15 protein-coding genes are annotated in these 13,982 nt (G+C 62.6%); 7 read left to right on the forward strand and 8 right to left on the reverse strand.

The window, feature by feature from the left end:
* Positions 1–173: 173 nt before the first annotated feature.
* Entirely contained in the window at positions 174–650 is a 477-nt protein-coding gene (locus tag NL532_RS11175) for an Lrp/AsnC family transcriptional regulator (RefSeq protein ID WP_023828096.1), read from the reverse strand.
* 256 nt (positions 651–906) lie between these two features.
* Here NL532_RS11175 and trxB point away from each other — a divergent pair, with 256 nt between their 5' ends.
* Both trxB and NL532_RS11185 read left to right on the forward strand, forming a co-directional pair.
* Positions 907–1,881: a thioredoxin-disulfide reductase gene (gene trxB / locus NL532_RS11180; RefSeq protein ID WP_023689720.1), complete on the forward strand. Its 975-nt coding sequence runs from the start codon at positions 907–909 to the stop codon at positions 1,879–1,881.
* 80 nt (positions 1,882–1,961) lie between these two features.
* A complete protein-coding gene (locus NL532_RS11185) occupies positions 1,962–2,858 on the forward strand; it encodes a LysR family transcriptional regulator (RefSeq protein ID WP_023671970.1) in 897 nt (298 codons plus the stop codon).
* 22 nt (positions 2,859–2,880) lie between these two features.
* On the opposite strand, the gene NL532_RS11190 is transcribed toward NL532_RS11185, so the two are convergent.
* The 3 genes from NL532_RS11190 to NL532_RS11200 all read right to left on the reverse strand — a co-directional run bounded on the left by NL532_RS11190 (position 2,881) and on the right by NL532_RS11200 (position 7,262).
* On the reverse strand, positions 2,881–3,378 hold the full coding sequence (locus NL532_RS11190; protein WP_023711177.1) for a methyltransferase family protein: 498 nt from the start codon (positions 3,376–3,378) through the stop codon (positions 2,881–2,883).
* A gap of 725 nt (positions 3,379–4,103) precedes the next feature.
* Positions 4,104–6,155, reverse strand: a complete 2,052-nt coding sequence (locus tag NL532_RS11195; RefSeq protein WP_023734961.1) for an elongation factor G — start codon at positions 6,153–6,155, stop codon at positions 4,104–4,106.
* Between the two features lie 246 nt (positions 6,156–6,401).
* Entirely contained in the window at positions 6,402–7,262 is an 861-nt protein-coding gene (locus NL532_RS11200) for an alpha/beta fold hydrolase (protein WP_023713926.1), read from the reverse strand.
* A 147-nt stretch (positions 7,263–7,409) separates the two neighbouring features.
* On the opposite strand from NL532_RS11200, the gene NL532_RS11205 reads away from it, so the two are divergent.
* Positions 7,410–7,961 (forward strand): methyltransferase family protein, encoded by a 552-nt coding sequence (locus NL532_RS11205; protein ID WP_023683763.1) that lies wholly within the window; start codon positions 7,410–7,412, stop codon positions 7,959–7,961.
* 48 nt (positions 7,962–8,009) lie between these two features.
* Positions 8,010–8,405 (forward strand): (R)-mandelonitrile lyase, encoded by a 396-nt coding sequence (locus tag NL532_RS11210; protein WP_023691540.1) that lies wholly within the window; start codon positions 8,010–8,012, stop codon positions 8,403–8,405.
* 57 nt (positions 8,406–8,462) lie between these two features.
* Here the strand turns inward: NL532_RS11210 and NL532_RS11215 are convergent, their stop codons facing one another.
* Positions 8,463–9,665 carry a pyridoxal phosphate-dependent aminotransferase gene (locus tag NL532_RS11215; protein WP_023828095.1) on the reverse strand — a complete coding sequence of 401 codons (1,203 nt, stop codon included), beginning with the start codon at positions 9,663–9,665 and terminating at the stop codon, positions 8,463–8,465.
* Between the two features lie 274 nt (positions 9,666–9,939).
* On the opposite strand from NL532_RS11215, the gene NL532_RS11220 reads away from it, so the two are divergent.
* Both NL532_RS11220 and NL532_RS11225 read left to right on the forward strand, forming a co-directional pair.
* Positions 9,940–10,839: an EAL domain-containing protein gene (locus NL532_RS11220; RefSeq protein WP_023828094.1), complete on the forward strand. Its 900-nt coding sequence runs from the start codon at positions 9,940–9,942 to the stop codon at positions 10,837–10,839.
* Positions 10,836–11,696, forward strand: a complete 861-nt coding sequence (locus NL532_RS11225; RefSeq protein ID WP_023671962.1) for an EAL domain-containing protein — start codon at positions 10,836–10,838, stop codon at positions 11,694–11,696. Before NL532_RS11220 ends, NL532_RS11225 begins: the two co-directional genes overlap by 4 nt.
* Before the next feature lie 101 nt (positions 11,697–11,797).
* On the opposite strand, the gene NL532_RS11230 is transcribed toward NL532_RS11225, so the two are convergent.
* Both NL532_RS11230 and NL532_RS11235 read right to left on the reverse strand, forming a co-directional pair.
* Positions 11,798–11,998 carry a hypothetical protein gene (locus tag NL532_RS11230; RefSeq protein WP_023748189.1) on the reverse strand — a complete coding sequence of 67 codons (201 nt, stop codon included), beginning with the start codon at positions 11,996–11,998 and terminating at the stop codon, positions 11,798–11,800.
* Between the two features lie 233 nt (positions 11,999–12,231).
* Entirely contained in the window at positions 12,232–12,444 is a 213-nt protein-coding gene (locus NL532_RS11235) for a cold-shock protein (RefSeq protein ID WP_015316174.1), read from the reverse strand.
* Between the two features lie 299 nt (positions 12,445–12,743).
* On the opposite strand from NL532_RS11235, the gene NL532_RS11240 reads away from it, so the two are divergent.
* On the forward strand, positions 12,744–13,070 hold the full coding sequence (locus NL532_RS11240) for a hypothetical protein (protein WP_023828093.1): 327 nt from the start codon (positions 12,744–12,746) through the stop codon (positions 13,068–13,070).
* 163 nt (positions 13,071–13,233) lie between these two features.
* Here NL532_RS11240 and NL532_RS11245 read toward each other — a convergent pair whose 3' ends face one another.
* Positions 13,234–13,815, reverse strand: a complete 582-nt coding sequence (locus NL532_RS11245; RefSeq protein ID WP_023828092.1) for a methylated-DNA--[protein]-cysteine S-methyltransferase — start codon at positions 13,813–13,815, stop codon at positions 13,234–13,236.
* Positions 13,816–13,982: the final 167 nt, after the last annotated feature.

The following is a 13,982-nucleotide window of genomic DNA, read 5'->3' on the forward strand; positions in this document are numbered from 1 at the left end:
CTGCTCACCTATTTTGCTAGGCTTTTTAGCTTTGCCGGAGATGTCCCCTGGTGAGAGCCCCGGCCCTGGCGACGGCTTCATTCTTTTGCCAGTTGTCGGAGAGGTAGCAGTGTGTCTGTTGGGGTATGTCTTGGTCGGCGTCGCACATGCTTTTTCGAAGTTAATCTCGCTTATCAGGCGCTGAACGCCACCAGCCCTTCGTCCTTGACGCGGCGGATGGTCAGCGCGGTGCGCACCGTGTCGACATTGGGGGCCGAGGCCAGTTCGTCAATGACGAAGGTCTGGAACGTGCCGAGATCGCTCGCCACGCAATGCAGCAGGAAGTCGGATTCGCCCGAGACCATCCAGGCGTCGCGCACGATCGGCCAGCCGCGAGTGCGCTCGGCGAAAGCTTTGAGCTCCGCGTCGGCTTGGTGATGCAGGCCGATCAGGCAGAAGGCGACGACATCCATGCCGAGCGCCGGCGCGTTGAGCAAGGCGCGATAGCCTCTGATGATGCCGGTTTCCTCCAGCCGCCGGACACGGCGCAGGCAGGGCGGGGCGGAAATGCCGACACGGCTCGACAGTTCGACATTGGTCATGCGCCCGTCGGCCTGAAGCTCGCGCAGAATCTTCCAGTCGATGGCATCGAGGTCGGCTTTCAGGGGCATGGCGGTCTCGGCTTAGCGCAAGAATCTTTCGCGCTCTCGTCCTTAAACGACTTTTGTGTCGATGCCAGCCCTTTGGTCGGGCGATTTCGCAACCGTAACGAAAGCGGCCATTGCGCGAATAAGCCTGTAGGCCGAAGCTTTCCGGGGACGACGGCCTGATCGTCTTGCTGGTGTGGTTGGCAACCCTTACATTACCAGCAACATTTCACGTCGTTTTCCAAGGCACACTCGATTGTCTGCCCCGCAGAGGCTTTAGATGACCACCAAGCACGCGCCTGTCCTTATCATCGGTTCCGGCCCGGCCGGCTATACCGCCGCAGTCTACGCCGCGCGCGCCATGCTCAAGCCGATGCTCGTAGCAGGCTTGCAGCAGGGCGGGCAGCTGATGATCACCACCGATGTCGAAAACTATCCGGGCTTCGCCGATCCGATCCAGGGCCCGTGGCTGATGGAGCAGATGCTGAAGCAGGCCGAGCATGTCGGCACTGACATCGTCAACGACATCATCACCGAGGTTGACCTCAATGTGCGGCCGTTCCGCGCCACGGGCGATTCCGGCACCACCTACACGGCCGACGCGCTGATCATTGCCACCGGCGCGCAGGCGAAATGGCTGGGCATCCCCACCGAACAGACCTTCATGGGCTTCGGCGTGTCGGCCTGCGCCACCTGCGATGGTTTTTTCTATCGCGGCAAGGATGTCGCTGTCATCGGCGGCGGCAATTCGGCGGTGGAGGAGGCGCTCTATCTCTCCAATCTGGCGAAGAGCGTGACCGTCATCCACCGGCGCAACGATTTCCGCGCCGAGCGCATCCTGCGTGAGCGGCTGTTGAAAAAGGACAATGTCCGAGTCATCTGGGACACGATCGTCGACGAGATCACCGGCCGGCCCGGCAAGACGCCGCTGCCGCCTTCGGTCGAAGGGCTGAAGCTCAGAAATGCGGTGACCGGCGAGGTCACCCATCTCCAGGTGGACGGCGTGTTCGTGGCGATCGGCCATGCGCCGGCGGTGGAATTGTTTGTCGGCAAGCTGAAGCAGAAGCCGAACGGCTATCTGTGGACGGCGCCGAATTCGACCCGCACCGATGTGCCCGGCGTGTTCGCCGCCGGTGACGTAACCGACGACATCTACCGTCAGGCGGTGACCGCCGCCGGGCTCGGCTGCATGGCCGCGCTCGAGGCGGAAAAATACCTGGCCGGCATCGAGGTGCACCGCGAAGCGGCGGAATAAAATCTATCAAGACGGCGTCGCAAGCCGTTCAAAAGCCTGATTTTTCATTCAGACGCCAAGAACAGAACGAGGGGAATTCAATGGCGTTGGACTGGGACAAGCTTCGCGTGTTTCACGCAGCGGCGGAGGCTGGGTCGTTTACCCATGCCGCCGAGACTTTGCACCTGTCGCAATCGGCGATTTCACGCCAGGTCAGCGCGCTCGAGCATGACGTCGGGGTGCCGCTGTTCAATCGCCATGCCCGCGGCCTAGTGCTGACCGAGCAGGGCGAAATGCTGTTCCGCACGGCGCATGACGTGCTGATGAAGCTGGAGACCATCAAGTCGAAGCTGACCGAGGCAAAGGACCGTCCCTCAGGCGTGCTCAGGGTGACGACGACAGTCGGGCTTGGCGCCGGTTGGCTGACCGAACGGGTGCAGGAGTTCATCGAGCTCTATCCCGAAATCAGCCTGCAGTTGATCCTCGCCAATGAGGAACTCGACCTCACCATGCGCCAGGCGGATTGCGCGATCCGTCTGCGCCAGCCGCAGCAGCCGGACCTGATCCAGCGCCGCCTGTTCACTGTGCATTTCCACCTCTATGCCTCGCCGTCCTATGTCGGCAAGCACGGCAAGCCGACCTCGGTCGCCGATCTGAAGAACCATCGCATCGTCACTTTCGGTGTGCCGGTGCCGTCGCATCTGTCGGAGCTGAACTGGCTGGAAACGATCGGCGATTTCGACGGTGGGCAAAGGGTGCCGACGCTGCAGATCAACGACATCTTGTCGATCAAGCGCGCCGTGCAGGGCGGCGCCGGCATCGCCATGCTGCCCGACTACGTGATCTCCAAGGAATCGGATCTGGTGCAGCTTTTGCCGGAGACCGAGGTGCCGTCCTTCGACACCTATTTCGCCTATCCCGATGCAATGAAGAACCAGGCCAAGCTGCACGTCTTCCGCGACTTCATCATCGCCAAAGCGCGCAGCTGGTCATTTTAAACATGCCCTTGGGAGGTGCTGGTCACCCCCGCCAAGGCGTCAGCCGTGGCAGCCAGCCGGGAACATTGCGGCGGTAGGTCTCGTATTCGCCACCGTAGCGGCGGGCGAGAGTCGGCTCCTCATAGAACCTGACGAAAGAGCCCATGACGATCGCGCCGATGGCGGCATAGGCAGCGACGCTCCAGCTTGAAAACAGCAACGCCTGGCCGAGGATGATCGACAGCACGGCGACGTACATCGGGTTGCGGACATGGCGGTAGACGCCGCCGATCACCAGTCTCTCGGTGGGCGCGACAGGCGCCGGCGTGCCGAGGCCTTCGAGCGCGAAGCGGGCAAAGGACTGGACGAGCAGGGCGATGGCCGCGACAATCAGGATGGAGCCGGCCGGCACGAAGCCGGGCACCGTCGACAGCGGCAGACGGTAGCGGTCCGTGAGCAGCCAGGGCACCAGCCCGGCGACGACACAAGGTGCGGCGATGAAGAAGACCGCGCTGCCGGCGATCGCCTGGGGTGTCCGCATGTCAGGTCTCCCTTCTTCCGGCCGACCCTTCCCATCCCGCTGCCGCAAAAATAAACGCCTGGTGCCCGATTCAACGTCATTCGGCTTTTTGCCCGCGAGCGCGAGAATCAGCCCGACTTGCGGTTCTGCGAAGGCAACAGCATGGTCGCGCCATTCATTTGGCAACTTTTCGTGGTCCTATGGCCCCTAGACATGGGTTAGACCACAGCCTGTACCTTTTTGCATGCGTGTGTTGCAAAATAGATGCTTGTTTCTTGGGCATGAACAGCACATATATAGATCATCTCCTGGGTGCGTTCTCCTCCCATTAGCGCCCTCGAGTGTTCCCCTCTGGAGGTTAGCCTTAACAGGCACTTCCAATCAAACTCAGCCGGATCTTCATTGATCCGGCTTTTTTGTTTCCGGGCCTGCCGTAGCCAGCGAAAAATCGAGCAAAATCGCCGCGTAACAGTGACATGTAACCTCAGGTAACATGCCGCAGGCGTGATTCATCGTTTAAGCAGATCATAGGACGCGGTGTGGTTCGACCGGGAGATGGGGGCATCACTCGGAAGATCCGGGCTCAGGCGGCTACCGCGTCCGAACCTATTCGTCTGTCAGTGCCGTATGGCGCGGCGGATACGTGCGGCGGACCTGCCGTTTTCCTCCCAAGAAGACGGTCCGCAATAAGAGCGGCGTCCGGATCATCCGGGCGCCGTTTTTTGTGCGGATCATCCTTCGGCCTGTCAGGCAGCCTTGCCGTTGGCGTTCATCGCCTCGTCGGCCAACCGTCCGGTCAGCTCGGCCATGTGATCGAAGGCGCAACGATAGCTGGCGACGCCGGAGGTCGCCGAGCGCAGTTCGATGATCAGGTCGCCGATCTCGGCCTGCGGCATGGTCGCCTCCACGACATCCCATCCCGGCCAGTCAGGCCGCGCGTCGTAGCCAAGGATCTGACCGCGCCGTTGCGGGATCAGCGCGATGATCTTCGAAGTGGCTTCGGACGGCGTGACGATCTCGACCTTCATGACCGGCTCGAGCAGCACCGGCGAGCAGGCCGCCATGCCTTCCTTCATGGCCAGCTTGGCCGCCATCTGGAAAGCCATGTCGGAGGAATCGACGGCGTGGTAGGAGCCGTCGGAGAGGTTGACGGCGACATCGACCACAGGGAAGCCGAGCGGGCCGGATTTCAGATAATCGCGCACGCCGGTTTCGACCGACTGGATGTAGGTCTTGGGCACGACGCCGCCGGTGATGGTGTCCGAGAACTGAAAGCCGGAGCCGCGCGGCAGCGGCTTGATCTCGATCACCACATCGCCGAACTGGCCATGGCCGCCGGACTGCTTCTTGTGGCGGCCGCGCTGCTGCACCGTCTTTCGGATCGTCTCGCGATAGGGGACGGCAGGCGCATGGCCTTCGACCGGAATCTGATTCTTGCCTTCCAGCCGCTCGCGCACGACCCGCAGATGCATCTCGCCATGGCCGGACAGCACGGTCTCGGCCGAGTCCTGATTGTGGCGCAAGGTGAGCGAGGGATCTTCCTCGGCCAGGCGCTGGATGGCCGCCGACATTTTGACCTCGTCCTTGCGCTCCTTCGGCCGCAGGGCAAAGGCAAAGACCGGCTGCGGCGGCGTCAGCGTGACCAGCGGCTTGATACCGCCCTTCGTGGAGCTCAACGTCTGGCCGGTCTTGACCTCGTCCAGCTTGCCCAACGCCACCGTGTCGCCGGCCTTGGCAGCGGTGAGCTTGGACTGGTCCTTTCCGAGCATCTTGTAGATGCCGGAGACCTTCGCCGTCTCGCCATTCGACAAATAGAGTTCGGCTGCATCGGCGATCTGGCCGGAGAGTACGCGCGACACGGACAGCTTGCCGCCATGCGCGGTGTGGATGGTCTTCATCACCTGGACCACGGTGTGATTGCCGTCGGGGACGCCGAGCCGTTTGCGCGTCGCCTCGACATCCGGTGCGTCATGGCGGATCGCCTTCAAAAGGCGCAGCACGCCGTTGCCTTTTTCGGCGGTGCCGATCAGCACCGGCGTTATGGCGCCGGCGCGCAGGTCGGCGGACAGATCGTCGAAGACCGCGTCTTTCGGCGGCTCGATCTCCTCCAGCAACTGCTCCATCAACTGGTCGTCATGGTCGGCAAGCGTCTCCAGCATGGAGAAGCGAGCCTCCAGTTCGCGCGCCTTGTCGTCAGTTGGAATTTCGGCAACCTGGCTTTCGGCATATTCGCGGTAGATGTAGGCGCGCTCCAGCGCCAGGTCGATCGAACCGATCACCACATTGTCCTTGCGCAGCGGGATCTGGCGCAGCAACAGCGGCGCCGCGCTCGTCGGCTGCAGCATCTTCAGCGTATCGCGTACGCCGGCAATTGCCTTGTCGACCTTGTTGAGGAACAGGATGCGCGGCACGCCGAGATCGTCGAGCTTGCGCATGATGAGCTGCAAGGCTGGGATCTTCTTCTCGTCGGCCTCGGCGACGACCACCGCGAGATCGCAGGCTGCCAGCACCGGCTCGGCCTCGAAGGAGAATTCGATCGATCCGGGACAGTCGACGAAGGTGATCCGCTCGCCCATGAATTCGGTGGTGGCAAAGGTCGCCTCGACGCTCATGGCGTGCGCCCGCGCCTCGGGCGAATGATCGGAAACGGTGCTTCCCGATGAAACGGGATTTTGGCGGGGGATGGCGCCCGTACGGGCGAGGATGGCTTCGAGAAGTGTCGTCTTACCGCTTGCAAAGGGACCGACTATGGCAATGCATTTCGGTCCCGTGCGTCGTCCTCCGGCGCGAGTACCCATGGCTGACCTCCACTCAGGCGTTGCCCTTGGAGTGCGATCAGCAAAAGTGGAAACGGTTTTGCGCCGATCGCACCCTGTCGTGAGCGGCGGCCGGCCTGTTCGACCGTCGCGGGCGGGGTTGTTTTCATTTAGCCACCTGCCCAACCCATCGTCCCACGGGTTAGCCGGGAGGGCAAGGAAAATAGAAATCGCGCCGCCGTCAGGCGGCCGAGGCAAGACCCGGGGATCAGAACCGTCGGGCGATTTTCAGCTTGCCTGAGTGCGGCGCGTGGGCGTGGCGGCTGCACTCTGCTTCACCACCATCTCGGCGTAGCGCGACAGCAACGGGTTGAACAGGTCCGGACGTTCCCAGAAGGGCGCATGGCCGGCGCCTGGTATGACATGGCACTGTTCCCACAGCGAGCTGTAGGCGACGGTCTCGAAATAGCTCAGCCGCACCAGCGGATCATGCTCGCCATTGATCACCGCAACGGGGAACGGAGCGTGCTCGACCACCTGTTTCTGGTCGGCGCCCTTGCCCGCAAACATGGAGCGCGCCACGCCGGCGCGAAGCCGGCCGTCGGTGCGCCTGATGGCTTCGCGGAAAGACGGACTGGCGGTGTCGCCGTAGCACAGAGCCTCAAAACGCTCGATGTCGCGTTCGGAGTAGACCTTCTTGGAGGCGAGCAGCATGTCCCAGTTGGCGTGAAAGCCGCGCAGCATGCCAAGCGGCCCCCGCGACACCGGCGGCGCTCCGGTCAGCACCAGGCCGCTGACCGCATGGTGAAAGCTGGCCAGTTCGACCGCCACATGGCCGCCGAGCGACCAGCCGAAGATGATGGCGTGGCCGATGCCCAAAGCGTCGAGAAGCCGGGCTGTGGTCTGGGCAAGGCCGGTAATCGTATAGGCGGTCGCCGGGTCCCGGGCATCGGAGGACTCGCCGTGGCCGGGAAGGTCGAAGGCGATCAGCCGATGGGCGTCGGCAAGCGGGCTATCGAACTGACGGGCAAACACGGCGCGCGAACTGCCCGAGCCATGGATCATGACGATGGGCATGCCGGACCCAGACGACTGGCTGAGGCGCAAGTCGGCCTGCGGCGTGCGGATGGTGCGGTGAGTGATGCTCATGCTGGATTAGACCTTGAGATTTGCCTGACCGCCAACATCGCATCGCTGGCTCTATATGTTCTTTAAACATGTGGTTAAGAAAGGATTTCTAAAGAGATAGCCGGCACGATCGCTGGCTCCATGGCAATCACGCGCGGAATCCCGACAATGGAACCAGTCCTCGATCTTCTTGTCTCGATCTGCAGCATCGCGATGCTTGGCCAATATGTCTGGTCGATGCGGGCGCATTTCCAATCGCAGGCGATGTCTCCAGGCGCCATGGTGATTTCGGCGGCGGTCATCGCCACGGCGCTGTTCTTTCTCGCCACCCTTTGGATCCAATCGCAGCCGGGTTCGGCAAAGCTCACCGGACTTGCCGTCGAACTGGCGAGCTCTGCCCTGTTCTGGTGGGCGATCGTCACGTCGCGCAAGGTGCGGCTGCGCTTCGTCTTCGCACCCGACGATCCGCACAGCCTGCTGACCCACGGCCCCTACGGCCATGTCCGCCACCCCTTCTATACGTCCTACATCGTCTTCTGGATCGGCTGGGGGATCGCGACCTGGTCGGTCTGGGCGTTGGTGCCGGTCGCCGGGATCGCTATCCTCTATGTGTTTGCGGCGCTGGACGAAGAGAAGAAATTTTCGCGCACGCCGCTGGCCGGAGCCTACGCGGACTATCGCGTACGTGCCGGCCTGTTCTGGCCCCGGCTGGGGTGGTAGCCGGCACCGGGGCAGGGTAGGTTCTGCCAAACTTAGGGATCACCAGAGATGAAGATCATTGCCTGCGGCAGCGTGCCGACCATCATCGCGCCGGACCAGTATTTCACCGGCCGCGTGCTGCAGACGCCCATCATCGAGAAGGAAGCGCCGGCCCGGCTCAGAGCCACGCTGGTCAGCTTCGAGCCCGGTGCGCGTACCCACTGGCACACGCATCCGCTGGGGCAGACGCTTTATGTCACTGCGGGCGCCGGCCTTGCGCAGGCATGGGGCGGGCCGATCCAGGAGATCAAGGCGGGCGACGTCATCTCGTTCGAGCCGGGCGAGAAGCACTGGCACGGCGCGGGTCCAAAGACGACAATGACCCACGTCGCCATGCAGGAAGCGCTGGACGGCGTCCACGCAGATTGGATGGAAGCGGTCACGAGCGAGCAGTATGGCGGCTGAGGTCTGCTCTTGACAAAAACCCGGCTCGAAAGGCCGGTTTCATGTCTCGGAGCCTGATCAGGTCAGCGATGCCGTGAACCGCTGGATGCGCGTGCAGGCTTCCTCCAGCAGCGTCTCCGACGTCGCGTAGGAGATGCGGAAGTTGGGGCCGAGGCCGAAGGCCGAGCCGAACACCACTGCGACACCCTCGCCTTCGAGCAATTCGGAGCAGAAAGTCTCGTCGGTGTCGATTATCTTGCCGGCTTTGGTCTTCTTGCCAATCAGCTGGGCGAAGGACGGGTAGACATAGAAGGCGCCTTCCGGCGACGGGCAGGTTATGCCCCGCGCCTGGTTGAGCATCGACACGACGAGGTCGCGACGGCCCTGAAAGATCGCCTTGTTCCTGGCGACGAAATCCTGCGGGCCGTTGAGCGCCTCGACCGAGGCCCATTGCGCGATGGTGCAGGCGCCCGAGGTCTGCTGGCCCTGGATCATGTCCATCGCCTTGATCAACTGGACGGGACCCGCGGCATAGCCGATGCGCCAGCCGGTCATGGCGTAGGCTTTCGAGACGCCGTTCATGGTCAGCGTGCGCTCGTAGAGTTTCGGCTCGACCTCGGCGATCGTCCTGAAGACGAAGTCGCCATAGGTCAGGTGTTCGTACATGTCGTCGGTCAGTGTCCAGACATGCGGATGCTTCAAGAGCACGTCGGCCAGCGCGCGCAGCTCGGCTTCCGTGTATGCGGCGCCGGACGGGTTCGACGGCGAGTTCATCAACAGCCATTTGGTCTTCGGCGTGATCGCATTTTCCAGCACGGCGGGAGTGAGCTTGAAACCATTGTCGATCGAAGTATCGGCGAACACCGAGGTGCCGCCGCAGATCGCCACCATTTCGGGATAGCTGACCCAATAGGGGCGGGGGATGATGACCTCGTCGCCTGGGTTCAGCGTCGCCATGAAGGCGTTGAACAGGATCTGCTTGCCGCCGGTGCCGACAATGGTCTGCTCGGGCTTGTAGTCGAGATTGTTCTCGCGCTTGAATTTTTTCGCGATCGCCTCACGCAGCGGCGCGATGCCCGAAACCGGCGGGTATTTGGTCTCGCCGCGGCGGATCGCCTCGATCGCCGCATTCTTGATGTTGTCGGGCGTGTCGAAATCCGGTTCGCCGGCGCCGAGGCCGATAATGTCGCGGCCGGCATTTTTCAGCTCGCGGGCTTTCTGCGTCACCGCGATGGTGGCGGAAGGCTTTACGCGGGCAAGGGCGTCGGCAAGAAAGGCCATGGCCAGATATCTCCAGAGGGGTCGGCGCAACCGCAAACAGCTGCGGCGCCTCTCATGTCGCATCGACCCGGCAAGTGCAAGCATTGTCGGATGAGCCAGGGTCAAGGACCCGTGGAGATCGGCTTTTTGGAGCGCGTGCATGACGGTTTCACTCTGCGTTGCGGGCTCTGCAATCGACGCCTATCCCCGGCAAGACTAAATTCATCAACGGCCGCTAAAACCTTTGACGGCAGGATCGCCAGCCATTTCGCCTGTCTCGCGGAGCGAGGGACCCTTGTCGCGCAGCACCGGGCTTGCCCACATCATCCGTCACGATGACGGCACCGCTTCAGGTGTCTGGGGTCCCTACACGCTGCAGAGCGCCTTTCAGCCGATCTTCGCCTTCAAGGAGAGCAAGCTCTCGATCGCAGCGTTCGAGGGGCTGATCCGGCCGTTTCGTGACGGCGAGCCGCAATCGCCAATGAACTTCTTCCGCACCTGTCCGGCCGGCGACCGCCTGCACATCGAGGCGCTGACGCGCACGCTGCATTTGCTCAACGCCGGCGCCTGCCTGCCGCAAGAAGCTTCGATCTTCGTCAATTTCGATCCGTCGGTGTTTACCGAGCGCTCCATCGCCGATAACGCGCTGCGCGACATGCGGCTGGTGCTGCACGAAGCCGGGATCGATCCGCGCCGCATCGTGTGCGAGGTGACCGAGCAGAAGTCGGCGTCGCAGGAAACGCTCTACAGCTTTGTCGAGGCGCTGCGGGCCAATGGCTTTCGCATTGCCGTCGACGATTACGGCGCCGATGAATCCGACATCAACCGCATCAAGGAGCTCAAGCCCGACATCGTCAAATTCGATGCGCACTGGATCACGCAGCTCATGGAATCCGGCGCCGGCTTTGCCCTGCTGACTGCCATGGTGACGAACTTCGAACTACAGGGCATCCGCACCGTGTTCGAAGGCATCGAGGAAGGCTGGCAGCTTGAATTGGCCGAGAAATCCGGCGCATCGATGGTGCAGGGCTTCGTGCTGGCGAAGCCGGAACTGGCGCCGACCAGCTTTCGCGCTTTCGGCAAGGATGGGCAGCCGTCTGTCGCGGCGGCCGAGCCTGGCAAGACGCCTGCCGGCCCGACTGCAGCGCCTCCGGCGCGGCCGGGCAGGGTGTTCGGGCGCAGGACCGGGCCATGACCGGGCAGCGCGAGAGGCGTCGCGATATCGGCGAAGCGATCTTTGCCGACGAGGTCGGCATCGAATACGGCGTCTACGGCACGTTCCGGCTGAAGAGCGCCTACCAGCCGATCTTTGCGCCACGCGGCGGCGCGTTGGCCGCGGTTGCAGTCGAGGCGCTGATCGAACCGCAGCGCGCTTCCATGCCGGTTGCACCCGCCATGTTCTTCGACAGTGTTGCGCCGGGCGACCGCCTGTTTGTCGAGACGATGTGCCGGATGCTGCATCTGAAAAACTTCCGCAACATCGGCGTCGACGGGCTCGGCCTGTTCTTCAATTACAACCCGATGATCAACGATCATCTCGGGCGGGCGCTGGCCGAGATCCGGCTGATGACGCGGCATCTCGGCGATCTCGACCTGCATGCCGCCATGCTGGTCTGCGAGATCACCGAACAGGCGGCCGACGATAATGTGCTGGCCCCGCTGGTGCGCGAGATGCGGCGCCACGGCATCCGCATCGCCATCGACGATTTCGGCACCGGCCACTCGACCGCGGAGCGGATGAGCCTGCTTCAACCGGATATTGTGAAGATCGACGGCGGCTGGTTCGCCGAATTCTGCCGCCACGCTGCCGCCGAGCGCTTCTTCCGGCCGCTCGTCTCGTCGCTGCACGATCGCGGCGCCAAGGTGCTGGTGGAAGGCATCGAGCAATCCGTGCATCTGCGCGTCGCGCTGGATGGCGGCGTCGACCTGCTACAGGGGTTCCATCTCGGCCGCCCGGCGCTGGCCGGCACGATCTTCAACCGGGAGCCGCTGTCGATCGAGGCGCTGCTTGGCGCCGACAACAAGGTGGTGCCGCTGCATCTGCGGCGCTGATTTTGTCCTCACGCTTGCCGCCGCTTCGCGGCTCGTTCCGGACGGGACGCCAACGGGCGCGATGCCCGGTTGGGCTTGCGGCCTTCGGCCGTAGCGCGCATTCAAAGAGGGCGAACTCGGCCCGCGTGAAGTTCAGCCAAAGCCTGCTCGGCAAACTTATCCAGCCGGCCAGCCTTGGCGTCCGCCTCGATCTGCATATCCCACACCTCTGCCTGATACGCTGCGAACCATTTGGCAAAGGCCTTTAGTTCTGTGGTGTTCAGGGCTGCGATGGATCTTTCAATCTGTTCGAGCTTGGTCATGGGGCGAAACTAATAGCATGGCCATCGTCCAATTCCAGACAAACAAAAAGGCGGGATAAATCCCGCCTTCCCATTTTCGGTAGCCTGATCGGAGCTTTAAGTCCGGGCCGGCAGCTATCTGCTGATCCAGCTTGTCGGGTCTTTCCGCTCCAGCGCGCTTCTCGCGCGACCGTCAGTACATCCGTGACTTGCCGCGCGCCCCGAACTCTCGTCCGGCGCGCGCTATCGCAAAATCAGGCTGCCTTGCTCAGAGAACCAGCGGACGACTTGCCTGTGCGGCGGTCCTGCTCGATCTCGAAGTTGATTTTCTGGCCTTCGACCAGGGTCGACAGTCCAGCGCGCTCGACAGCGGAGATGTGAACGAAAACGTCCGCACCGCCCGAATCAGGCTGAATGAAGCCGAAGCCCTTGGTGGCATTGAACCACTTGACCGTACCAGTTGCCATATGAATAGTCCTCGCATTTGCTTTGGTTTGACCGAACCGAGGTTCAGCCGGTTTGTATCGAGATTTTGGAGATAGACGTCAGCAAACGCGAAGATCGCGAGGCCCGGATCGATCGGCCGAAATATCAATGGAGCTGATATAGGCGGGTTTCGCACCAAAAACAAGATGGCTCGAAAAATGGCGTTGCGGTGGCGCCGCCCAAAGGCCGCCCCAATCGCATGAAAGCGTCGAGCAATCGGGAAGACCGGGACGCCCGACGGCGTTAGTCCGGTTTTTGGGAGACTGTCATGAAAACGGTTGTGAAAACCATTCTGCTTGCCGCCTGCCTGACGCTGGCGTCCGCCGAGGCGCAGGCAATTTCGCGCTACGACCCCACTCGTATGAGCTGCGACACGGTGCAAGGCACGATCGCCCGCCAGGGCGCGGTCATCCTGCGCTATCAGTCCAGGCGCGTGCCGGGGCTGCCGCTCTTCGACCGCTATGTGCAGAGCCAGCAATTCTGCAATGTCGGCGAGGTCAGGAAGCGCGCCTATGTACCGAGCGCCGATACCGAATCCTGCCCGGTCTATCTCTGCAAGCGGATCGAGAACGACCATTTTCACCGCCGCTTCCTGCGCCGTCATTAGGGCATATTGATATTCGGGTGAGGCCGGCCTGCGAACGATGGTCTTCTGCGCTTCCGGCGCCCACGTACATTAAGTACGCTCCGCTCCGGTTCTCGAAGACCATAGTTCTCGGTGCGGCCTGACCTGAATCTCAACATACCCAGCCGGCATACCATTCAAGCTCTTAGAACCCGAACGAGACCTGCGCCGCCGGCGGCGGGCCGACGCGCACGCCTTCCATGGCCAGCATCTTTTCCTTGGTGGCCGAGCCGCCGGGCGCCGAGAAGCCGCCGATCTTGCCGCCCGCGGCTAGAATCCGATGGCAGGGGATGACCAGCGGCACCGGGTTGGCGCCCAGCGCTGCCCCGGTTTCGCGCGGCAGGCCGGCTTGGCCAGCGCGCTTGGCCAGTTCGCCATAGGTGGTGGTTTCGCCATAATGCAGTTTCCGCGCCGCCTCGTAGATGGCGAGACGGAAGTCGTCGACGCCGTCGAGATCGACCGGCACGCCGGAGAAATCGACGTCCTCGCCTGACGCATACGCCTTGATCGAGGCGATCAGCTCGACCACCCATTGCGGCTGCCCAATGTTCGCAGTGGTATTGGCGGCAACACCGGCATGCCGCATCAGCCGGCGCTCCACCGCTTCGCGGCTCCTTTCGGGCAGGCAGAGCCGGATCAGGCCCTTTTCGCTCCAGGCGATGCCCATGAAGCCGATCACTGTTTCTAACACTGCGTGGCCGGCTGTGATCGAAGATGCCGTTTCCATGATGCGCTCCTTTCCGCAAAGCGGCGAAAACCGGGATGCCAACCGGTACATATGCAGAACAATATGGCATCTGATCCCGGCTCTCGCCACCCGAAAACCACCAGATGGTCCCGATTGCCCACCAGGAATCGCTGGTGTAAGGACTTCTTAACAACCGACAAATCGGA

This window comes from Mesorhizobium sp. C120A, from assembly GCF_030323105.1.
Lineage (GTDB): Bacteria > Pseudomonadota > Alphaproteobacteria > Rhizobiales > Rhizobiaceae > Mesorhizobium.